The 21704-nt window shown below is 65.7% G+C and carries 21 protein-coding genes; 11 read left to right on the top strand and 10 right to left on the bottom strand.

Translation table 11 applies throughout. The features are described from left to right. Positions 1-29: 29 nt before the first annotated feature. The gene (locus tag F6X62_RS11280; protein ID WP_063544776.1) at positions 30-911 is read right to left on the bottom strand and encodes a LysR family transcriptional regulator; all 882 of its coding nucleotides are present in this window, start codon (positions 909-911) and stop codon (positions 30-32) included. A 130-nt stretch (positions 912-1041) separates the two neighbouring features. On the opposite strand from F6X62_RS11280, the gene argC reads away from it, so the two are divergent. Then, positions 1042-1977, top strand: coding sequence for an N-acetyl-gamma-glutamyl-phosphate reductase (gene argC / locus F6X62_RS11275; protein WP_153773529.1), 936 nt, complete (start codon positions 1042-1044; stop codon positions 1975-1977). 83 nt (positions 1978-2060) lie between these two features. Continuing rightward, positions 2061-2747 (top strand): GNAT family N-acetyltransferase, encoded by a 687-nt coding sequence (locus F6X62_RS11270; protein ID WP_054895391.1) that lies wholly within the window; start codon positions 2061-2063, stop codon positions 2745-2747. A 60-nt stretch (positions 2748-2807) separates the two neighbouring features. Here F6X62_RS11270 and F6X62_RS11265 read toward each other — a convergent pair whose 3' ends face one another. The 3 genes from F6X62_RS11265 to F6X62_RS11255 form a co-directional block, all read right to left on the bottom strand. Continuing rightward, entirely contained in the window at positions 2808-4127 is a 1320-nt protein-coding gene (locus tag F6X62_RS11265) for an LLM class flavin-dependent oxidoreductase (RefSeq protein ID WP_153773528.1), read from the bottom strand. 9 nt (positions 4128-4136) lie between these two features. Further along, entirely contained in the window at positions 4137-5090 is a 954-nt protein-coding gene (locus tag F6X62_RS11260) for an ABC transporter substrate-binding protein (RefSeq protein ID WP_153773527.1), read from the bottom strand. A 75-nt stretch (positions 5091-5165) separates the two neighbouring features. Continuing rightward, positions 5166-6236 carry an LLM class flavin-dependent oxidoreductase gene (locus F6X62_RS11255; protein ID WP_153773526.1) on the bottom strand — a complete coding sequence of 357 codons (1071 nt, stop codon included), beginning with the start codon at positions 6234-6236 and terminating at the stop codon, positions 5166-5168. 260 nt (positions 6237-6496) lie between these two features. Between F6X62_RS11255 and F6X62_RS11250 the strand changes: the two genes are divergently transcribed. Together F6X62_RS11250 and F6X62_RS11245 are read left to right on the top strand one after the other, a co-directional pair. Then, positions 6497-7105 (top strand): cysteine dioxygenase, encoded by a 609-nt coding sequence (locus F6X62_RS11250; RefSeq protein WP_153773525.1) that lies wholly within the window; start codon positions 6497-6499, stop codon positions 7103-7105. Continuing rightward, complete coding sequence (locus tag F6X62_RS11245; RefSeq protein WP_153773524.1) at positions 7102-8685, top strand: rhodanese-related sulfurtransferase; 1584 nt, start codon at positions 7102-7104, stop codon at positions 8683-8685. The genes F6X62_RS11250 and F6X62_RS11245 overlap by 4 nt, the downstream gene beginning before the upstream one ends. Before the next feature lie 31 nt (positions 8686-8716). Here the strand turns inward: F6X62_RS11245 and F6X62_RS11240 are convergent, their stop codons facing one another. Together F6X62_RS11240 and F6X62_RS11235 are read right to left on the bottom strand one after the other, a co-directional pair. Beyond that, entirely contained in the window at positions 8717-9625 is a 909-nt protein-coding gene (locus F6X62_RS11240) for a LysR family transcriptional regulator (protein ID WP_153773523.1), read from the bottom strand. Then, positions 9622-10587: a GlxA family transcriptional regulator gene (locus F6X62_RS11235; RefSeq protein WP_153773522.1), complete on the bottom strand. Its 966-nt coding sequence runs from the start codon at positions 10585-10587 to the stop codon at positions 9622-9624. The genes F6X62_RS11240 and F6X62_RS11235 overlap by 4 nt, the downstream gene beginning before the upstream one ends. Positions 10588-10689: 102 nt before the next feature. Between F6X62_RS11235 and F6X62_RS11230 the strand changes: the two genes are divergently transcribed. Together F6X62_RS11230 and F6X62_RS11225 are read left to right on the top strand one after the other, a co-directional pair. Then, complete coding sequence (locus tag F6X62_RS11230) at positions 10690-11475, top strand: SDR family oxidoreductase (RefSeq protein WP_125929782.1); 786 nt, start codon at positions 10690-10692, stop codon at positions 11473-11475. A 178-nt stretch (positions 11476-11653) separates the two neighbouring features. After that, positions 11654-13084 (top strand): PLP-dependent aminotransferase family protein, encoded by a 1431-nt coding sequence (locus F6X62_RS11225; RefSeq protein ID WP_153773521.1) that lies wholly within the window; start codon positions 11654-11656, stop codon positions 13082-13084. Here the strand turns inward: F6X62_RS11225 and F6X62_RS11220 are convergent. Continuing rightward, the gene (locus F6X62_RS11220) at positions 13077-14273 is read right to left on the bottom strand and encodes a cyanate transporter (protein WP_153773520.1); all 1197 of its coding nucleotides are present in this window, start codon (positions 14271-14273) and stop codon (positions 13077-13079) included. The genes F6X62_RS11225 and F6X62_RS11220 overlap by 8 nt on opposite strands. Beyond that, positions 14270-14728 (bottom strand): nucleoside deaminase, encoded by a 459-nt coding sequence (locus tag F6X62_RS11215; RefSeq protein WP_153773519.1) that lies wholly within the window; start codon positions 14726-14728, stop codon positions 14270-14272. The genes F6X62_RS11220 and F6X62_RS11215 overlap by 4 nt, the downstream gene beginning before the upstream one ends. Before the next feature lie 207 nt (positions 14729-14935). Between F6X62_RS11215 and F6X62_RS11210 the strand changes: the two genes are divergently transcribed. Next, the gene (locus tag F6X62_RS11210; protein WP_153773518.1) at positions 14936-15373 is read left to right on the top strand and encodes a carboxymuconolactone decarboxylase family protein; all 438 of its coding nucleotides are present in this window, start codon (positions 14936-14938) and stop codon (positions 15371-15373) included. Between the two features lie 19 nt (positions 15374-15392). Here the strand turns inward: F6X62_RS11210 and F6X62_RS11205 are convergent, their stop codons facing one another. Then, the gene (locus F6X62_RS11205; protein WP_153773517.1) at positions 15393-16424 is read right to left on the bottom strand and encodes an AraC family transcriptional regulator; all 1032 of its coding nucleotides are present in this window, start codon (positions 16422-16424) and stop codon (positions 15393-15395) included. 169 nt (positions 16425-16593) lie between these two features. On the opposite strand from F6X62_RS11205, the gene F6X62_RS11200 reads away from it, so the two are divergent. Genes F6X62_RS11200 through F6X62_RS11190 form a run of 3 tightly spaced genes read left to right on the top strand, consistent with a single transcriptional unit; the run spans position 16594 to position 19237 of the window. Further along, the gene (locus tag F6X62_RS11200) at positions 16594-17778 is read left to right on the top strand and encodes an acetyl-CoA C-acyltransferase family protein (RefSeq protein WP_153773516.1); all 1185 of its coding nucleotides are present in this window, start codon (positions 16594-16596) and stop codon (positions 17776-17778) included. Between the two features lie 13 nt (positions 17779-17791). Further along, positions 17792-18640, top strand: a complete 849-nt coding sequence (locus tag F6X62_RS11195) for a 3-hydroxybutyryl-CoA dehydrogenase (protein ID WP_153773515.1) — start codon at positions 17792-17794, stop codon at positions 18638-18640. Positions 18641-18652: 12 nt separating this feature from the next. Further along, entirely contained in the window at positions 18653-19237 is a 585-nt protein-coding gene (locus tag F6X62_RS11190) for a TetR/AcrR family transcriptional regulator (RefSeq protein ID WP_153773514.1), read from the top strand. A 40-nt stretch (positions 19238-19277) separates the two neighbouring features. Here the strand turns inward: F6X62_RS11190 and F6X62_RS11185 are convergent, their stop codons facing one another. After that, a complete protein-coding gene (locus tag F6X62_RS11185) occupies positions 19278-20270 on the bottom strand; it encodes a bile acid:sodium symporter family protein (RefSeq protein WP_153773513.1) in 993 nt (330 codons plus the stop codon). A 127-nt stretch (positions 20271-20397) separates the two neighbouring features. On the opposite strand from F6X62_RS11185, the gene ampC reads away from it, so the two are divergent. Continuing rightward, positions 20398-21537 (top strand): class C beta-lactamase, encoded by a 1140-nt coding sequence (ampC, locus tag F6X62_RS11180; protein ID WP_153773512.1) that lies wholly within the window; start codon positions 20398-20400, stop codon positions 21535-21537. Positions 21538-21704 lie beyond the last annotated feature (167 nt).

Below are 21704 nucleotides of genomic sequence, written 5' to 3'. Positions count from 1 at the left end.
ATGCGCTTGATCGCAGCCGACACAGACGGTCATTGCCGCAACCGTTCCAAAGCCTCCAGCACATGCCCCGTGGCCCGCTCCACCTCACCTTCGCGGCAAGCGATCCCCAGCGCCCGCCACAACCCCGGTCGCAACGGGCGTCGAGCGATGCGTCGGTCCAGTTCAGGCGCCTCCCCCTCCTGGGGCAGCAACGTCGCGCCATACCCCGCAGCCACCAGGCTCTTGATCGCATCGTTGTAGTTCAACTCGATGCGCGCCTCCGGATACAGCCCGGCCGCCGCGAACCAATCGCTGGTCACCCGCGAAAGCTGCGTGCTGCTGTCGTTGAGAATCAGCGCGCGCTGCCCGAGCCAGGCCGGTGTGACCCGCGCCGGAGGCTGCCAGTCGGCAGGCAGGTAGGCCATGATCGGGTCGCGTCGCCAGGGGGTGAGTTTCACCCCCTTCACTGCCACCTGCGGCAGCGCCACCAGGCCGATGTCCAGGCTCCCCTCACGCACACGCGCCAGTGATGCTTGCGACGTGAGCACCTGAACCTGCACATCGATCCCCGGATGCTCACTGCGCAGGGCCGCCAATGCACTGGGCAACAGATGAGCGATGGCGCCAGTAGAGGCGCCCAGGCGCACCCGCCCGGTCAGCCCGGCCACCTGGCGTTGCACTTCATCCAGCGCCTGGTCTGCATCGGCCAGCAGCCGACGGGCACGCGCCAGCAGGGTTTCTCCGACCACCGTGGGCCGAACCTGCCCGCGGGTACGGGTAAGCAGCGCAGCCCCCACCCTCGCTTCAAGCTCGGCGACATGCAGGCTGATGGTCGGTGGTGCCAGGTTCAACTGGCGAGCGGCCTCGGCGAAAGAGCCAAGGTCGGCGATCACCACCAGTGTGCGCAGGCGGTCGAGGCTGATTTCTCGCAGGGTGCTGCTCCTTGTCCTGTTGGACGTCGTGATTCATTTAATCTGAACATCGTCGTCATGATATTCAAATTTTCTTCAGATCAAACAACAGCGAGGATACACCCACCTCCTTCCTGAACGGATCCCCACCATGCACCAGCCCCTGATATTCATCGACGGCGACCAGGGCACCACCGGCCTGCAGATCCACGCCCGCCTGCACGGTCGCAGCGATCTTCGCCTGCTGACCCTGCCCGAGACCGAGCGCAAGGACCCGCAGCGCCGCCGCGAGGCCATCAACAGCGCCGATATCGCCCTGCTCTGCCTGCCCGACGCGGCCGCACGCGAGGCCGTGGCGACGATTCACAACCCGGCAGTACGGGTAATCGACGCCAGCTCCGCGCACCGCACCACCCCAGGATGGGTCTACGGCTTGCCGGAGCTGGACGAGCAGCAGGCCGAACGCATCGCCCAGGCCACACGGGTCAGCAACCCTGGTTGCTACCCGACCGGTGCCATCGCCCTGCTGCGGCCGCTGGTGCGCGCCGGCCTGTTGCCTGCGGACTACCCGCTGAGCGTGCATGCCATTTCCGGCTACTCCGGTGGTGGTCGGGCTGCGGTCGAGCGTCATGAGCAGTCAGGTGGCGATCCTGCCCCGGCGCTGCAGCTCTACGGCCTGGAGTTGGCGCACAAGCATGTCCCGGAGATCCAGGCCCATGCTGGCCTGAGCGCACGCCCGGTGTTCCTGCCAGGCTATGGCGACTATCGCCAGGGCATCGTGCTGAGCATCCCGCTGCAGTTGCGCCTACTGGCGCCGGGCGTCACCGCCGAGCATCTGCAGGCCTGTCTCGAACAGCACTACCAGGGCGCGCGCCATGTCCAGGTAATGCCCCTGCACCAGCAAGGCCCAGCGACACCCTTGGACCCGCAGGCGCTGAACGACAGCAACGACCTGCGCCTGGCACTGTATGCAAACCCCGAGCACGGGCAGGTCCTGCTGACGGCCGTGTTCGACAACCTGGGCAAGGGCGCTTCGGGTGCCGCAGTGCAGAACCTCGACCTGATGCTTGCAGCGATGCGCCAGTGAGGCCAGGCCGGTAAAAGCGGTTAGACTGTGAACCCCGCGTCATTCAGGCGCGGGGTGAGTTCAACCGCCGGAGCCTGTCCCCGATGTTCATCCTGAGCCGCCTCGACGGCGTGCCGCCCGAATCCTTCCAGAACCAGATCCGCCAGCTGGTGATCGAACATGTCGGCGCGCTGAGTAGCGTCGCCATCACCGCAGACAACCCGCTGTATCCGCTGTATCAGTACGGTGTCGGACTCGAAGTCCACCAATACCTGCAGGCCCTGGACGGCACTCGTGGCCTGGCCGTGGAGCTGGTCCTGGCACTGGACGCCGACGCCCCGGACCAACTGCTGGGTTTCGCCCTCGCCTTGCCCGCCCAGGATGACGCACACGCCTGTGTTCTGGCGTTTCTCGCCGTATCCCCTGCCCATCGTCGCGAGGGCATCGCCCGCGGACTGCTGACAGACCTGCGGGCACGCTACCGTTGCGTGGAGATGAGCGCGTTCGCCCACGCCGTGCCCTGGTTCGAGGCCATGGGCCTGCAGGTCGTGAGCGCCACCGGGCCGCAAGTGCTGATGAGCAGCACCGGCAAGGCCAGCGGCGCGCTGGTCGGACGCCTGGACATCGCGCCCATCTACCAGACCCTGGAAGTGCGCCAGATTCACGCCTACCTGCTCAAGCAGCATGGCGAAGAGGCGATGATCGACGCCGAACGCCAGCGCGATGAGCACCTTGACGAACTGGCGTTGCAGGCCCAGGCCTGCGTGGCGATGCGCAAGCGCGTGCATTGAGCCGAAATCGGTCGCCGCTCGCGGGAATGGCCTGTGATGCCATCGTCGCAGCGGCGACAGTCAATCAGCGAAGCGCGGTATGGCCAGCCCCAGGCTCTCCCTCAGGGTCGTCCCTTCGTACGCCGTGCGATAGACCCCACGCTCCTGCAGCAACGGCACCACCTCCTGAGTGAAGCGTCGGAACTGCCCCGGATGCCCGATGTAGATATTGAAGCCATCCAGTGCCCGCGCTTCGAACCAGTCGGCCATCTTCGCCGCCACCGTCTGCGCCGAGCCCACGAAGGCACCCGGGCGCAGCTGGCGGCCGAACTCCACCGCCTGGCGCAGGCTGAAGCCCTTGTCCCGGGCCTGGTCGGCGATGCGCTTGGCATTGGTGAAGAAGCTGCTGCGGGCAAACTCAAGGCTCTGCTGCGGAAACGGCGCATCGAGGTCGTACTGGCTGAAATCGTGCCAACCGAAGTTACGCCCGAACTCCTTCAACGCCAGCTCGAAGCTGTGATCGGCCTGATGATAGTGACGCTCGATCTCACGGGCATGCTCGTCGGTGTCACCCACATAGATCTCGGCGCCCGGCAGCACCAGCACCTGCTCAGGGTCACGCCCCAGGCGTGCGGCGCGAGCCTTCACGTCGCGGTAGAACGCCTGGCCCTGCTCGACGCTTGCAGCGTGGGTGAAGATCACGTCCGCCGTGGCCGCCCCCAGGTCACGCCCCTGCTCGGAATCCCCGGCCTGGAAGATCACCGGCTGGCCCTGGGGTGAGCGCTGGATGTTCAACGGGCCGACCACCGAGAAGTGCTCACCCTTGTGGTTGAGGGTGTGCAGCTTGGCCGGGTCGAGAAAGCGCCCGCTCTGGCGATCCCGCGGGAAGGCATCGTCTTCATAGGAATGCCAGAGTTTCTGCACCACCTCGACATGCTCGTGGGCGCGGCTGTAGCGGGTGTCGTAGTCGTAATGCTCGTCCAGCCCGTAGTTGCCAGCGGTGCCGGCATCGCCGCTGGTGACCACGTTCCAACCGGCACGCCCCTTGCTGATCAGGTCCAGCGAGGCCAGGCGCCGAGCGACGTTGAACGGCGCGTTGTAGGACGTGGTCAGGGTGCCGACCAGGCCGATATGACGGGTGCTGACGGCCAATGCCGAGAGCAATGTCAGGGGTTCGAGACGATTGAGGTAATGGGACGGCGAACCTGGCGTGATGAACTGGCTGTCGACGATGAAGATCAAGTCGAACAGCGCAGCTTCTGCCTGGCGGGCAATATCGATATACCAGTCGATGTTGACGCTGGCGTCGGCAGGCAACGCCGGGTCCAGCCACAGGTTGTGTCGCCCTGGGCCGCCGCAGCCCATGGTAAGGGCACCCAGTTTGATCTGTCGTTTGCTCATGCCGGGGCCTCAGTGCTGGGTAACGGCGCTGTCCTGCAGCGCCGCCGAGAAGGAGGTGTCGAACAGACTTGCGGCCGGATAGCCCTTGATCAGGCCGATTCCGGCAAAGAAGTCCACGGTCTTCTGTGCATCGGTGATCACCTGTGCGTTGAGTGGTGCCAGGTCGGTGCGGGCGCGGGCGAACCAGGCGCGGGCGATGTCGCCGTCGGCACGGGTACGCTTGGCCCAGGCGTCGGCGTACGCCTCGGTGTGCGCCGGATCGCTCAGGGTCCATTGACGCGCCTTTTTCAGGCGCTGGAGGAAGTCGGCGATCTGCGCACGTTTTTCCTGCACGGCCTTGGCATTGGCAACCACGAAACTCTGCGCTGGGATGATGCCTTCGGCGGTGGCCAGCACCCGTGCGCCCTGGCGCTCCTGCTGGGTGACGTAGGGCTCCCAGGTGGCGATCACGTCAACCGATCCGCCATCCAGCGCGTGGGAGGCGTCCAGGGCGCTGAGGTAGCGCAGCTCCAATGCGTCGCGGGGGACGCCGGCCTTGTCGAGGGCGCTGAACAGCAGTTGCTGGCTCCAGGAACCTTTCCAGATCGCCGCGCGCTTGCCCTTGAGGTCGGCCAGGCTGTGGATGTCGGAATCCTTGCGCGCGAGGATCGCCACGCCCTCGAGGTTCTGCCGCGACACCGCCACCACCTTGATCGGCGCACCGAGTGCGCCAAGGAACAACGGTGGCGCATCCCCCAGCAGGCCGAGATCGAGGCTGCCGACATTGAGTGCCTCGGCCACTGGAGAGCCGGCAGTGAACTGCTTCCATTCCAGGGTGTAGGGCAAATCGTCCAGCACGCCGGCCGCTTCCATCACGGCACGGGCGTTGTAGCTCTGGTCGCCGACCACCAGGGTCTGCGCGGCAGCCGCAAGGCTGATCGAGGTGGCCAGCACACCGGCGGCCAGTTGTTTGAGATAACGCACGTTCGTCTCCAGATGCCACATCGGGCAAGTCAGGGCGATCCGCGCGTGCGGTCTCGCCGCGTGTAACAGTGAATATCAGGCGTTGCGCGCTGCCACCTTGGCGCGGGTCAACGGAATCAGTTCGCGGCCATAGTCCTCGGCGTCGGCCAAAGGGTCGAAGCCACGAATAAGGAAGCTGGTCACACCCAGGTCGTAGTAGGTCAGCAAGGCATCGGCGACCTGCTCGGCGGTCCCCACCAACGCTGTGGAGTTGTGGCCGCCACCTACCAGCGCAGCGATGCCGGTCCACAGGCGTTCGTCGACCCGCTCACCCTTGGCCACGGTGTCGCGCAGGCGCTGGGCGCCCACGCTCTGCGGCTTGTTGGCGATCACCGGCCCTGCCTGCTCGAGGCGCTGGCGAGCCTGGCCCAGAATGCCCTCGGCCTTGGCCCAGGCCGCCTCCTCGGTGGCGGCGATGATCGGCCGGAAGGACACACTGAACTGCACCTGGCGGCCATGACGCGCAGCCTGCTCGCGCACGGCGGCGATGGTTTCGGCGGTTTGCTCCAGCGATTCGCCCCACAAGGCGTATACATCGGCGTGCTTGCCCGCCACCGCCAGGGCCGCAGGCGAGGAGCCGCCAAAATAGATGGGCAGATGCGGCTGCTGCAGCGGCTTGATCGCCGAAAACGCACCCGCGGCCTGGTAATGGTTGCCGTCATGGTCGAACGGCGTGTCGTGGGTCCAGACCTTGCGCACCACGTCGAGGAATTCATCGGTGCGGGCATAGCGCTGGTCATGGGCCAGGTGGTCGCCGTCCTTGCGCTGCTCGATGTCGCTGCCGCCACTGATGATGTGCACCGCCAGACGCCCGTCGAGCAGGTGTTCGAGGGTCGCCAGCTTGCGTGCGGCCAGGGTCGGTGCAACGAAACCCGGACGGTGCGCCAGCAGGAAATGAATACGCGAGGTGGCAAGCCCTGCCAGGGCAGTCACCAGGAAACCGTCAGGCTGGTCCGACCAATAACCGACCAGGATGCGATCGAACCCGGCCTGCTCATGGGCCTGGGCAAAACGGGTGATGTAGTCCTTGTCGAAGACGGGCCCGCTGGGGGCCAGGATCTCCGATGACAGGCGATGGCCGATCATGCCGATGAATTGAACGCTCATTGCAGGTGCCCCAAGGTCAGAAAGGGTTTTTATAGCGTTTGAATCTAAAATGCCCACTGACTTATACGCTAACCACTTGATCACACCCTGTGAAATTCGTTTTAGGCATAACCTAATGCAATCAAAATGCAGAACTTGCAGATAATTTCTCACCGTCAGTAAATGCTAAATTTGCATATTAGCTTATGAATAATTTGAATTTTGAGAATATTCAGGCAGTTGCTAGGGTTTGCCCATGACCGTCAGCCCGAGCCTGAACCATGAGCCAGACACCGCGCCTCGAGCGCCTGCGCCACTTCATTGGCGAACTCTCCGACCTGCTGGACCGCCACCCCGACGAAGCCACCCTGCTCGATCAGGGCCACACCCTGCTGTACAGCCTGGTCGCCCATGACGACTGGTTACCCGAAGCCCTTGCCCAGCCGGACCCCGCCCGCTACCAGCAATACCTGCTGCATTGCGATTCGCGCCAACGCTTCTCGGTGGTCAGCTTCGTCTGGGGCCCAGGCCAGAGCACGCCGATCCATGACCACCGTGTCTGGGGGTTGATCGGCATGTTGCGCGGTGCCGAGTACGCCCAAGGCTTCACCCGCGACGCCCATGGCGCCCTGGTGGCCCAGGGCGAGCGGCTGCGGATCGACCCTGGCCACGTGGAAGCGGTGTCACCGCGCATCGGCGATATCCATCAGGTCAGCAACGCCTTCGACGACCGGGTCTCGATCAGCATCCATGTCTACGGCGCCAACATCGGTGCGGTCAGCCGCACCGTCTACCTGCCCGACGGTAGCGAGAAGCCATTCATCTCCGGTTATTCCAACTCCAGCCTGCCCAACATCTGGGACCTGTCCAAAGAGAACCCTGCCCCATGACCCGCCTCAGCACACGCAGTTTCCATGACATTCGCTCCGCCCTGCTGGCCCAGGAAGAAGTCGCCCTGATCGACCTGCGCGAGGAAGACCCCTTCGCCCAGGCGCATCCGCTGTTCGCGGCCAACATCCCGCTCTCGAAGCTGGAACTGGAAATCTTCGCCCGCGTGCCACGCCGTGACACTGCCATCACCGTCTATGACGATGGCGAGGGGCTGTCGGCCATCGCTGTCGAGCGTCTGCAGGCGCTGGGCTATAGCGATGTGGCGGTGCTCGAGGGTGGACTTGGCGGCTGGCGCGATGCTGGCGGCGAGCTGTTTCGCGACGTCAACGTACCCAGCAAAGCGTTCGGCGAGCTGGTGGAGAGTGTGCGCCACACGCCCTCGCTGGCCGCCGAAGAGGTCCAGGCCCTGCTCGACAGCCAGGCCGACGTGGTGGTGCTCGACGCCCGGCGCTTCGACGAATACCAGACCATGAGCATTCCTGGAGGCATCAGCGTGCCTGGCGCCGAACTGGTGCTGCGCGTCGCCGAACTGGCACCCGATCCGGCGACCCGGGTGATCGTCAACTGCGCAGGGCGCACCCGCAGCATCATCGGCACACAATCGCTGGTCAACGCCGGCATCCCCAACCCGGTGGCAGCGCTGCGCAACGGCACCATCGGCTGGACACTGGCCGGTCAACAACTGGCCCACGGCCAGGCGCAGCGCTTCGCCGAGGTCGGCGACAGCACCCGCAGCAGCGCTGCCGAGCGCGCCCGCGCCGTTGCCGACCGGGCGGGAGTGCAGCGCCTGGACCGTCAAGGTCTGGCCAGCTGGCAGGCAGAGACTGCGCGCACCACCTATCTGTTCGACGTGCGCACACCCGAGGAATACGTTGCCGGTCACCTGCCCAACAGCCGCTCCACGCCCGGTGGCCAGTTGGTGCAGGAAACCGATCACAACGCCAGCGTACGCGGCGCCCGCATCGTGCTGGTCGATGACGACGGCGTGCGTGCCAACATGAGCGCTTCGTGGCTCGCGCAGATGGGCTGGGAAGTGGCGGTGCTCGACGGCCTGAGCAAGGCCGACTTCAGCGAAACCGGCGAGTGGCAGGCACCCCGCCCGGCACTTGCGCGCAATACCGAGATCGACGTCGAGCAATTGCAGGCCTGGCTGGCTGAGGAAGGCACCGTCTTGCTGGACTTCACCGCCAGCGCCAATTACGTCAAGCGCCACATCCCGGGCGCTTATTGGGCGATCCGCGCGCAGTTGCCCGAGGCCCTGGAGCGCCTGCCCAAGGCCGAGCGCTACGTGCTGACCTGCGGCAGCAGCCTGCTGGCAAGCTTTGCCGCCACCGATCTGCAAGCCCTGACGCGCACACCGGTCTATCTGCTGGCAGGCGGCACGGCAAGCTGGATCGCCGCCGGCAAACCCCTGGAATCAGGTGAAACGCGCCTGGCAGCGGAGCGTACCGACCGCTATCGCCGGCCATACGAAGGGACCGACAACCCGCGCGAAGCCATGCAAGGCTACCTCGACTGGGAGTTTGGTCTGATCGCGCAACTCGAGCGCGATGGCACCCACGGCTTCAAGGTGCTGTGACCTGAAGCGCAACAGCTGCAGGCGTATCCGCTCACGCGAGATAGGCCTGCAGCCGTTGCGCCAGAAACCCATGCAAGCGCCGCACCGCCGGGCTCAGCGACTGTCGGTGCGCGCATACCAGTTGCAGCGGCGCCGCCTGCCCTGCATGGTCCGACAGCAACTCCACCAGCCTTCCGGCGCGGATGTCCTCGAGCACATCCAGGCGCGACTTGTAGACCACACCGAGCCCCGCCACCGCCCAGCGTCGCACGATATCGGCATCATCGCTGCAGCGATCGCCACTGACCAGCACCGTGCTCGTTGCCCCTGCATCCTCAAAACTCCAGCGATCGTGGATCTGCTCCCCCATCACATAACGCAGGCAGTTGTGCCCGGCCAGCGCCTGCGGAGTCTGCGGCGCGCCATGCCGAGCGATGTAGGACGGTGCCGCGCACAACGTGCGGCGGTTATTGGAGGCCAGCGGCAAGGCCACCAGGCTGGAATCCCCCAGCAGCCCGTAGCGGATGCTGGCATCCAGTTGCTCGCCAAACAGATCGGCCACTTGGTCGCTGACCCGCAGGCGCATGTCGAGTCGTGGATATTCGGCCTGAAACTCCGTCAGCCAGGGCAACAGCAGGTTGCGCCCCAGGTCCGACGGCATCGACAGACGCAATGGCCCCGCCAGTTCGGCGCGTGCCTGCTCCAGCGCCATTTCGCCATCGACCAGCGCGTCCAGGGCCTGACGCGCGTGGGGCAGATAGCGCTCGCCATCGTCCGACAGGCGCAGCCGGCGTGTCGAACGCACCAACAGACGAATCCCCAGGCTGTGCTCCAGGCGCTGCAGCGCGGAACTGGCCAGGGCTGGAGAGATGTCCAGTTGTCGCGCTGCAGCTGAAAGCCCACCGGCCTCGACAGTGGTGACAAACACCTGCAGGTCGTCCATGCGCACCCGTTTCTTCATGCCACGACTCCTTCACGCCCCACGCGCCGTGCATCACGACGTATCGCCTGGGGCGGAATGCCGAACCCGCGTACAAAGGCCTCGCGCAAATGCCGACGGTCGCGAAATCCTGTCTCGCGGGCCACCACATCCAGACTATGCCGACTTTGCTCGATCATCAGCCGCGCCGCCTCCAGGCGCAGGCCCTCGATGGCCCGCGCCGGGGATTGCCCGGTTTCGGCACTGAACACGCGGCTGAACTGGCGCGGGCTCAGGTGCGCAACCTCGGCCAGTTCCTCGACGCTCAGCGGCCGCTGCAGGTGCTGGCGAGCGTAGTCGAGCACACTCTGCATGCGGTCGGTGCGCGGTGCCAGGTCGAGCAGCTGCGAATGTTGCGACTGGCCTCCCGAGCGGCGCTGGTGCATCACCAGCCGATGCGCAACGGCTCGTGCGAGCTCATGGCCGTGATCCTGCTCGAGCATGCCCAGGGCCATGTCGATACAGGCGGTCATGCCGGCGGACGTCCAGATGTTGCCATCGGCAATGAAGATGCGGTCGTCCTCTACCTGGATCGCCGGGTGCATCTGCCGCAGCTCCCGGGCGTAGGCCCAATGCGTGGTCGCCCGACGCCCGTCGAGCAGGCCGGCTGCCGCCAAGGTGAAGGCCCCCGTACAGATCCCGGCGGTACGCCGCGCCTGCTCGCCCAGCCGACGCACCAGGTCCACGCTGGCCGGATCGGCAGGTGAGGCGATCGGCGACAACGTGCCCGCCACCAGCCAGGTGTCGGCATGCCCCGGCGTATTAACAGCCTGGGTCTGCAACTGCATGCCCAGCGACGACATCAGCGCACCGCCGGCCACGCTGTAGTTGCCCAAGGCGTAAAGACGCTTGCCCGTCAGCACATTGGCGAACTCGAACACCGACTGCGACGCCAGCGCCATGACCTGGAACCCTTCACACAACAGATAGCCGACCCGATGCATGGCCCACCTCGCTTGATGTCCTGAAAACGTACTATATGCGTCATTTGCGCCACAATCAAAGGCGCGCATCATCGCTGCAACCCAACCCACGGAGCAGCAACCATGACTCGTACAGCCCTCATCACTGGCGCCTCTACCGGCATTGGCGCACTCTACGCCGAACACCTGGCCCGCCGCGGCCACGACCTGATCCTGGTCGCCCGCAACCGCGAACGCCTCAATCAACTGGCCTCGCGCCTGAGCAGCCAGACTGGACGCAGCGTCGAAGTCCTGCCGGCAGACCTGGCAGACAGCCAGGACCTGGCGCGCATCGAAACCCGTCTGCGCGAAGATGCCAGCATCGGCCTGCTGGTCAACAACGCGGGTATCGGTACCCACACTGCACTGCTGGAAAGCGACGTCGAACAGATGACCCGCATGATCGCGCTGAACATCACCGCCCTCACCCGCCTGACCTATGCCGCGGTGCCTGGCTTCGTCGAGCGCGGCGAGGGTGCGCTGATCAACATCTCCTCAGTGGTCAGCCTGCTGCCGGAACTGCTCAATGGCGTGTATGGCGGCAGCAAGGCATACGTCACCGCCTTCACTCAGAGCCTGCACAAGGAGCTGGCCGACAAGGGCGTGCAGGTCCAGGCCGTACTGCCAGGCGCCACCGCCACCGACTTCTGGAGCATCGGCGGCCTGCCGGTGGAGCACCTGGATCCGGCGATCGTCATGACCGCGCAGGATCTGGTGGAAGCGGCACTGGCCGATTTCGACGCCAAGCGCCTGATCTCGATTCCGTCGCTGCACGAAATCGAACGCTTCGAGGCGTTCGAGGCCAGCCGCCAGGCGTTGAACGGGCACCTGTCGAATCAACAGTTGGCGCCACGTTATCGTCAGGGTTGATCTGGGTGTGCGTGGGCAGGCCTTGTGACAGCGGCGGTTCGGCGCTCCGACTTGCCCGCGAAGCGCCGCGCGGGCGGCGCTCGATCTCACAGGCGCTGAAGAACTCCCGCCAAGCAACAAAACTTGCGAGCCACCCCCCAAAATCGCAAGCTAGGCCGTCCCCCATCCGGATAGCCCCATGGAACTACACATTCGCCTGGAGGGCCGCAAGGGCCTGGCCGAGCAGCTCTACCAGCAGCTGCGCAGCGCCATCGACAGCGGCCACCTGGCCGCCGGCACCCAGTTGCCGCCCACGCGCCTGCTGGCCGAGCAGTTGGGGATATCGCGCAAGACCGTGGCCGAAGCGTACTCGCGGCTGACCTACGACAACCTGCTCAGCGGTGTGGTCGGACGTGGCACCTTCGTCAGCCCACGGCGGGCCCTGCAGGCCAGCGACGTCGAGCCGATTGCCCTGGCCGCCAACAGCCTCGAACGCTGGCAGCAACGCGCCACCGTGCTCGGCCGCTCCGCGCTCGAGGCGCCCTCGCGTTACGACTTCGTCGGCGGCGTATCGGCCAAGAGCCAGTTTCCCTTCGATCAATGGCGCGCCTGCATGCAGTACGCCCTGCGCTGCAGCCAGCGCCACAGCGAGCGCCAGTTCCCGGCCCAGGGTCTGCCCGAGCTGCGCGAAGCCATCGCCCATCACATTGCCTTCGCCCGCGGCGTGCACTGCAGCGCCGCCGATGTGCTGGTGTGCAACGGCGCCCAGCAGGCGCTCGACCTGATCGCTCGGGTGCTGGTCGAACCCGGTACACGCGTAGCCATGGAGGATCCCGGCTATCCACCGGCACGCCAGCTGTTTCTGGCGATGGGCGCTGATTTGCAGTCGGTGCCGGTGGACGATGAAGGGCTGTGCGTCGAGCAGATCGCAGACGGCACCCAGCTGATCTATGTGACGCCGTCGCACCAGTTCCCGCTCGGCATGCCGATGAGCGAACGGCGCCGACACGCCCTGCTCGCCCGCGCCGCTGAACTCGGAGCGCTGATCATCGAGGACGACTACGACTGCGAATTTCGCTATCAGGGCCCGGCCAGCGATGCGTTGCAACGCCTGGATCGACACGGGTTGGTGGCCTATGTCGGTACCTTTTCCAAGACCTTGCTGTCGGAGCTGCGCCTGGGCTATGCCGTACTGCCTCCCAGCGTCCTGCGCGCCGCCTGCGTGGCCAAGCACCTGAGCGACTGGCACAGCCCGAGCCTGCAGCAATGGGCGTTGGCGCGCTTCATCGGCGAAGGCCATCTGAACCGCCATATTCGTCGTTGCCACGACATCTATGCCGCACGGCGCGAGCGAATCCTCGCACGCCTGGAAAGCGACCTGGCGCCCTGGCTGAGCGCCGTACCGGCCAGCGCCGGCTTTCACCTCAGCGCCCTGGCCGCACCTGGAGTCGATGTGGAGCTGCTGGTCAGGCTGACTCGCCGGGTCGAAGTCGGCGTCTATTCACTGGCGCCGTTCTTCAACGACGTGCCAGTGCGTCCGGGGCTGCTGATGGGCTTCGGTGCCATCGAGCGGCTGGACATCGACCCGGCGTTGGACCGCGTGCGCGATGCCCTGCAGCAGCTCAGTTGAGCGTCGTCGCCTGCATCGAGCGCCCCCGCCGCGCCACGGCAGCGGCGTAGCCTCGGGGGGCAAAGCGTGCGGTCACCAGCAGCATCGCCACCACGGTCAGCGTCAGCAGCGTCCAGGCAGCCTGGAAATCGCCGGTGAACGCACGCAGCCAGCCCGTCACATAAGGCACGGTACCGGTGACGATGAAGCCGACACCCTGCACGAACGCAGCCAGGCTCCCCGCCTCGCCCGGTGTTTTCAGATGCTCGAGGGTCAGGGTAAGGCTGAGGCTGAAGCACGCACCCAGCCCCAGGCCGATCATCGCCACCCAAAGCCCCATGGCCTGGGTAGGCGCCAGCAGCAAACCGAGAAACCCACCCAACTGGATCGCCAGCGCCAACCACAGACCAGGCCGCCGGTCATGCAGGCGCCTCAGCAGCAATGGCAGCCCCAGCGCACCACTGACCTGGAAGATGGTCATCAGCCCCACCAGTTCGCCACCGCCCTGAGCTGTACCGCCGTGCTCCAGGTGATAGGCCGGCAGCCAGGCGACCATGCTGGTGTAGCCGCCGTTGATCAGGCCGAAATACAGCGCCAACAACCAGGCACGGCGATTACCGAACCAGTGACCGCCGCTGGCCGCGGCCAGGTGAGGCGTGTCGTGGCGCGGGCGTAGCCAGGCCCAGCCGCACAGCGCAAGCAGCGCGGGCACTGCCCAGATGCCAAGCCCCGCCTGCCAGCGCCCCGCCACCTCGCTGACAGTCGGCCCGAGCACCGCAGCCAGGCCGCCGCCGCTCATCAACGCTGCCGAGTACAGCCCCATCGATGCAGCCAGGCGGCTCGGGAACCAGCGATTGACCAACCCCGGCATCATGCCCTGCACCACCGCCACGCCAAGGCCGGCGACCACGGCGCTGGCGATCAGCGCCCAGGCGCTGTCCAGTTGCAGCCGCCACAGGCACGCCAGGGCGATGGCCGAAAGTCCGGCGAGCATCCCGCCATGCTCACTGATCCAACGCCGCAGCCAAGGCTGCAGCAAAGGCACCAACCCCATGCACAGCACCGGTAGCGCCGTGAGCAACGCCGCTTGCTGGTAGCCAAGCCCAGTGCTGCTGCGCATGGGTTCGAGCAAGGGGCCGATGCTGGTCAGGATCGGCCGCAGGTTCAGGGCCAGCAGGATCACCAGCAGCAGGTTCAACGCGCCTCTCATACCGGGTTCGCCTGCCGCCACTGCTGGTAGAGGCCGGCCTCGCCCTCAGGCTTGAGCATGCGCAGTGGCAGGCTCTGCTGCTGCGGTGCACGTGCCATCTGCGCGTAGACCGCTGCCGTAGACAGCCCGTAAGGCTCGCCCTCGTCGTTGTCATAGGCGAACCATGCCCGCTCGATGCCGCACAGGTGCATGGCGGCCAGGCACATCGGGCACGGGTGGCCGCTGGCATAGATTTCGGCACCGTCCAGACGCGACCTGCCCAAGGCCTGGGCGGCCTTGCGGATCGCCTGCAACTCGGCATGGGCAGTCGGGTCCTGAGTGCTGTGGATCTCGTTGACCGCACGGGCGACGATCTGGCCCTGGTGCACCAGCACCGCACCGAACGGGCGACCACCCGCTTCGATATTGGCGCGGGCCAGTGCCAGTGCTTCACGCATGAAGGTTTCGTTGGACATGAATCGATACTCCTCGAACAACAGGCGGCCATTATCCCGGCTGCTGGCGCGCGGCAGAAATGAAGAGATTGGATGCAGGTCAGTGGCCGCACGAATGCCGGCATTGGTCTCCCGGCAAATAGCGGGATTGGCTATCGGGCCCTGCAGGCAACGGCGCTACGCTGGCACCACGAATCACCCCTGACTTGAACTGACTGGAGAATCACCATGCACGATCGAATCGAATGGGCCAGGCACGCCCCTGAAGCCTACAAGGCCATGGTCGGCCTGGAGCAGGTCCTGGCCAAGTGCGGCCTGGAGCATTCACTGCTCGAACTGGTGCGCCTGCGCGCCTCGCAGATCAATGGCTGCGCCTATTGCGTGAACCTGCACGCCAACGATGCGCGCAAGGCGGGCGAAAGCGAGGCACGCTTGCAGACCCTGAGCGTGTGGCAGGAAACCCGTTTCTTCACCCCGCGTGAACGCGCCGCACTGGCCTGGCTGGAAAGCCTCACCCGCTTGCCTGAGCGCGGTGCACCGCAGGTCGAGTACGAAGCGCTGCTGGAGCATTTCGAAGCAGGTGAAGTTGCCAACCTGCCCCTGGCGATCGCTACCATCAATGCCTGGAACCGCTTTGGTGTCGGCTTTGCCATGGTGCCGGCTTGAGGTGGAGCCTTTGGGGCCGCTATGCGGCCCCGGCGGTCTGCGGGTTCACACCCAGCCGGGTCCGATAACTCCCCGGACTCTGCCCCGTCCACTTCTTGAACGCCCGGTGAAAGGCGCTGGGCTCCTGGAACCCGGTCTGCTCGGCGATCTCGGCAATGCTCAGTTGCCCCTCGCGCAAACGCTCGAACGCCATGGCCCGGCGCACTTCATCCTTGATCTGCTGGTACGAGCGCCCCTCGCGCTCCAGTTGCCGGCGAAAGGTACTGGCGCTCAGGCCCTGGCGCTCGGCCATGGCCGTCAGGGTCGGCCACTGTCCGTAGCCACGGCTGCGCAGATGGCGATAAACCTCCGCCACCAGGTCGCCCTGGTTGCGAAAACGGATCACCAGGCCCTGCGGCGCGCTGCGCAGGAAGGTCTTGAGCGCCGCCAGGTCCTGCACCACCGGCAGGCGCAGCCAGGCGCTGTCGAACTCCACTTCGGTACGCCCACTGCCCAGGCGCAGGTCCGGCCCCCACAGCAGCGTGTCGTCGTCCTGCGCCGGGCGCGCCACGGCAAGCTCGGTGCGGTCGATGCTGATGCGCCGTCCGGCCAGCCAGCACAGCAGGCCGACCACCAGCACCAGGAAGGTTTCCTCGGCATAGACCCGTGTCAGCGGATCGTCGATATTCGACTGCACGCTGATCACCGCACGCCCGCCGCGCACCGCGAAACTGCCGCGCAAATCGCGCAGGAACAACGCGAAGTTACCCAGGCACTGACGCAGCGCCTTTTCCAGGGTCGGCTCCTGGATCAAGCCACGGCAGATCAGGGCGAAGCTGCCCATCGGCATGCCATGGCTGTCGAGACGAAAGAACTCGTCGTCCAGGTCTTCGATCAGCGCCAGCCAAAGCCGGGCGAACGCCTTGGCCGGTACCCGCGCCTGGGGGCGGGCCAGCAGCGCCGGGTCGATGCCGACCGCACGCAGTTGCGCATCGCGCTCATCGGGGCGATCGCGCAGGGCGTGGAGCATGGCATTGAGAAAGTACACCGCGACCGAATCGCTTTCGCGCATGACGGATATCCGCTGTCTATGCTGAGTGGCAAAAAATGCCAGGTTGACTGAGCAGTTTCGGCATAGGCCCGTTCCCGGCCTTTGCCTAGACTCGGACCCCATCCGCAACGGTCGCCATTCTCGCAGAGCCCGGCACCGTCCCGCCACGCCTTCGCAATCGGAGCTATATATGAGCAGCGCAGAAATCTATGTCGTCAGTGCGGTGCGTTCGGCCATCGGAGGTTTTGGTGGCTCACTCAAGGACCTGCCGCTGGCCGACCTCGCCACCGCCGTGACCCGCGCTGCCATCGAGCGCTCGGGCGTGGCCGCCGAGCAGATCGGCCATGTGGTGATGGGCAACGTGATCCCGACCGAACCACGCGACGCCTACCTGGGCCGAGTGGCGGCGATGAACGCCGGCATTCCCAAGGAAACCCCGGCATTCAACGTCAACCGCCTGTGCGGGTCGGGTCTGCAAGCGATCGTATCCGCCGCCCAGGGCCTGCTGCTGGGCGATACCGACATTGCCCTGGCTGCTGGCGCCGAGTCCATGAGCCGCGGCCCTTACCTGCTGCCGCAAGCCCGTTGGGGGGCACGCATGGGTGACCTGCAGGGCATCGACTACATGGTCGGCATCCTCCAGGATCCGTTCGAAGGCTTCCACATGGGTATCACCGCCGAGAACGTCGCGGCCAAGCACGGCATCACCCGTGAAATGCAGGACGAACTGGCGTTGACCAGCCAGCGTCGCGCCGCCCGCGCCATCGCCGAAGGTCGTTTCGACAGCCAGATCGTGCCGATCGAACTGAAGACCCGCAAAGGCAGTGTGCAGTTCGCCATCGATGAGCACGTGCGCGGCGATGTCAGTGCCGAGCAGTTGGCGGGCATGCGCACCGCCTTCAAGAAAGACGGCAGCGTCACCGCCGGCAATGCCAGCGGCATCAACGACGGCGCCGCCGGCCTGGTCCTGGCGACCGGCGATGCGGTGCGCCGCCTTGGCCTCAAGCCGCTGGCAAGGCTGGTGGCCTACGCCCATGCCGGGGTCGAACCCGAGCTGATGGGCCTGGGCCCGATCCCGGCCACGCGCAAGGTACTTGAAAAGGCCGGCCTGTCGGTCAAGGATCTGGACGTGATCGAATCCAACGAAGCCTTCGCCGCCCAGGCCTGCGCCGTGGCCCAGGCGTTGGGCTTCGATCCGGAAAAGGTCAACCCCAATGGTTCGGGCATCTCGCTCGGCCACCCGGTCGGCGCCACTGGGGCGATCATCGCCACCAAGGCCATTCACGAGTTGCAACACATCCAGGGTCGCTATGCGCTGGCGACCATGTGCATCGGTGGCGGCCAAGGCATCGCCGTGGTCTTCGAGCGCGTGTGACGGGAGCATTGACATGACCATCCAGCAGATCGCCGTGATCGGCGCCGGTACCATGGGCAACGGCATCGCCCAGGTGTGCGCGATAGCCGGCTTCCAGGTGTTGCTCATCGATGTCAGTGACGCAGCGCTTGAGCGCGGTGTCGCCACACTGAGCAAGAACCTGGAACGCCAGGTCAGCAAGGGCACCCTCGAGGCGGACAAGGCCCAAGCCGCCAGGACGCGCATCCGCACCAGTACCGACTACGCGCAGCTGTCGAGCGCGCAACTGGTGATCGAGGCCGCGACCGAAAACCTGGCGCTCAAGCAGCGCATCCTCCAGCAGGTGGCCGCCAGTGTCGCTGCACAGTGCCTGATCGCCACCAATACCTCATCGCTGTCGGTCACTCAGCTGGCCGCCAGCATCGAGCACCCTGAGCGGTTCATCGGTGTGCACTTCTTCAACCCAGTGCCGATGATGGCCCTGGTCGAGGTCATCCGTGGCCTTCAGACCAGCGACACGACCTACGCCCAGGCGCTGCTGGTCACCGAGAAGTTGGGCAAGACACCGATCACTGCGGGCAACCGCCCGGGCTTCGTGGTCAACCGCATCCTGGTGCCGATGATCAATGAGGCGATCTTCGTGCGTCAGGAGGGCCTGGCCAGCGCCGAAGATATCGACACGGGCATGCGCCTGGGCTGCAACCAACCGATCGGCCCGCTGGCACTGGCCGACCTGATTGGCCTGGACACCCTGCTGGCGATCATGGAGGCCTTCCACGAGGGCTTCAACGACAGCAAGTACCGCCCTGCACCGCTGCTCAAGGAGATGGTTGCCGCCGGCTACCTCGGGCGCAAGAGCGGCCGTGGTTTCTTCACCTACTGAGGAGCGCGCGCCATGCCGGTCACTGCTGCCCTGCGCTGCGCCAATTTCGAGGAACGCCGCGACAGGGCCATGGTGCTGTTCGCCGAAAAAGGCTTCGGCCAGGTCAGCATGCGCGAGCTGGCCGCGCATGTCGGGCTGACGGCGGGCTCGCTGTACCACCATTTCCCGAGCAAGCAGGACCTGTTGTTCGACCTGATCGAGGAGCTGTATGAAGAACTGCTGGCCACGCTCGACCAAGGCCGCCGCGCGCTGGCCAGAGGCAAGCCGGCATTGCCTGGCCTGATTGCTGCGCACTGGCAGTTGCACAGCGAGCGGCCCTTGCAGTTTCGTCTGGCAGAGCGGGATTTCTGCTGCCTGAGCGAGGCTCAGCAGGCACGCCTGGGCGAGCTGCGCCACGACTACGAAACCGGGTTGTTGCAATTGGTTGCGCCCAAGGCGCGCCATGGCGGCGAGGTGCTGGCAGCGGCCGGGCACGTGCTGGGCAGCTTGCTGAACCAGCTGCCGGGCGTGCTGCAAGCGCGTGGTGTGCCCGAGCTGCAAGGCGTCGGGCTGATGGAGAGCCTGGTGGCGGGCGGGATAGAGCGAGCGTTGGTGTGAACGGTAGGCGCTTCGCGTCCCGCTCACACTATCCTCTGCGTCAGGACGCCGCCGAAGCTTCCTCGCCCCCCACTTCCCGCGCTGCGTAGCGCTGCGCCAGCACCGCACACACCATCAGCTGGATCTGGTGGAACAGCATCAGCGGCAGGATCATCGCGCCGATCCCGCTACCCACGAACAATACCTGAGCCATCGGCACCCCGGTGGCCAGGCTCTTCTTCGAGCCGGCAAACAGGATGGTGATACGGTCTTCGACGCTGAAGCCCAGCACGCGCCCCAGCAAGCGGGTACCGAGCAGCACCACCGCCAGCAACACGCCGCAGACGACGAACAGACCCAGCAAGTGCTGCGGCGAGACGGTATTCCACAAGCCCGTCACGACCGCTTCACTGAACGCGGTATAGACCACCAGCAGGATCGAACCCTGGTCGACGATCTTCAGCCAGCGTGCATTCTTCTTGACCCAGGCGCCGATCCAGCGACGGGCGATCTGCCCGGCCACGAAGGGCACCAGCAGTTGCAGGGTGATCTTAAGTACCGCATCGAGCCCCGAACCGGTATCGCCGTCAGCACCCAGCAACAGCATCACCAGCAGTGGCGTGAGGAAGATGCCCAGCAGGCTGGAGGCCGCCGCACTGCAGATCGCTGCCGGGACGTTGCCGCGTGCCAGCGAGGTGAAGGCGATGGCCGACTGCACGGTCGCAGGCAAGGCGCACAGGTAGAGCAGGCCCAGGTACAGCTCGTTGCCCACCAGCGGCACGAACAGTGGCTTGAACGCCAGGCCCAGCAATGGAAAGAGTACGAAGGTGCAGGAGAACACCAGGATGTGCAGGCGCCAGTGGCCGGCACCGGCGATGATCGCCTCGCGTGACAGCTTGGCGCCGTGCAGGAAGAACAACAGGCCAATCGCCAGGTTGGTCAGCCAGCCGAAGGCCACTGCGCCGTCACCCGAGCAGGGCAGCAAGGTCGCCAGCAGGACCACCGAGAGCAGGGTCAGGGTGAATTTATCGAAAAGCATGCGCAGGTACTTCATGAAGTGTCCGTCTTGTCATGGTGCAAGGCCTGACGATAAGGTCTGCGCTCTCTCGGCGCTAACGCCGGAACCCCCGCCAGTGTCGCTGAACGGACATTGGCCCTCTTCCAGGCAAGGAAACCTACCGATGTACAACCTCCGCCCCGCCCTGCTCACCCTGGCCCTGGCGATGACCGCAACCCCGGCGCTGGCAGACGACCTGCAACACCAGGTCGACGCCATCGTCCAGCCACTGATGCAGGCACAACGCATTCCCGGCATGGCCGTGGCGGTCTACGCCAATGGCCAGGCGCACTACTTCAGCTACGGCGTGGCCGACAAGGCCGACAATCGCCCCGTGACCCGCGACACGCTGTTCGAAGTCGGCTCGGTGAGCAAGACCTACACCGCGACCCTCGTCGCACTGGCCAGCGCCCAAGGCAAGCTCGACCTCGATGCCCCGGCCAGCCGCTACCAACCGGCACTGGAAAAGTCCGCGCTGGGCTCGGCGAGCGTCCTGGAACTGGGCGCCTACAGTGCTGACTGCCTGCCGTTGCAGTTTCCCGACGAGGTAAGCAACGACGCGCAGGCGCTGGTGTTCCTCCAGCAGTGGCAACAGAAAACCGAGCGCGGCACCCGCCGTTGCTATTCCAATCCGAGCCTGGGACTGTTCGGTAACCTCGCGGCGCAGGCGCAGAAGCGCCCGTTCGCCGAACTGATGCGCCAGGACCTGCTCCCAGGCCTGGGCCTGAAGCACACCTACCTGCAGGTCCCGGCAGCAGAGCGCAGCCACTATGCCCAGGGCTACGATGCCAATGAGCGCCCGATTCGCGTCAGCCCGGGGCCCTTCGCCGACGAAGCCTACGGCATCAAGACCAGCGCCACCGACATGCTCGCCTACCTGCGCGCGCAGCTCGACCCGCAGGGATTGTCGGCGGATATGGCCAAGGCGATCGCCATCACCCACGGCGGCTACTTCCAGGTGGGCGACATGACCCAGGGCCTGGGCTGGGAGCGCTACCCCTATCCGGTCGCACTCGACACTCTGGTCAAGGGTAATGGTGTGCAGATGATCCGTGAGCCACAGCTCACCACGCGCCTGCAACCCGCGCAACCGGCCGGTCCGGCGTACTGGTACAACAAGACCGGTGCCACCACCGGGTTCGGCGCCTACGTGGTGTTCGTGCCGAGCAAGGGCATGGCCATTGCGTTGCTTGCCAATCGCAATTACCCCAACGATGAACGGGTCCGTGCAGCCTACGCGATCCTGTCTGCCGTGGCGCTTTGAGTGGCATGCCTTTCAAGGTGGTTGCGTAGAGGCTGGGAGGGTTCGCCGAAAGATTTTCAGCGCCTACGAGATCGAGCGCCGCCCGCGCGGCGCTTCGCGGGCAAGCCCGCTCCCACAGTTTGTTTCGGGCCAATGAGTCCTGTGGCATTTTCGCGCGCCCCCTTTTG

This window comes from Pseudomonas sp. MNR3A (assembly GCF_009650575.1).
GTDB lineage: Bacteria > Pseudomonadota > Gammaproteobacteria > Pseudomonadales > Pseudomonadaceae > Aquipseudomonas > Aquipseudomonas machongensis.
The sequence above is the reverse complement of the archived record's forward strand: the minus strand, read 5'-3'. Positions and strand labels throughout refer to the sequence as shown.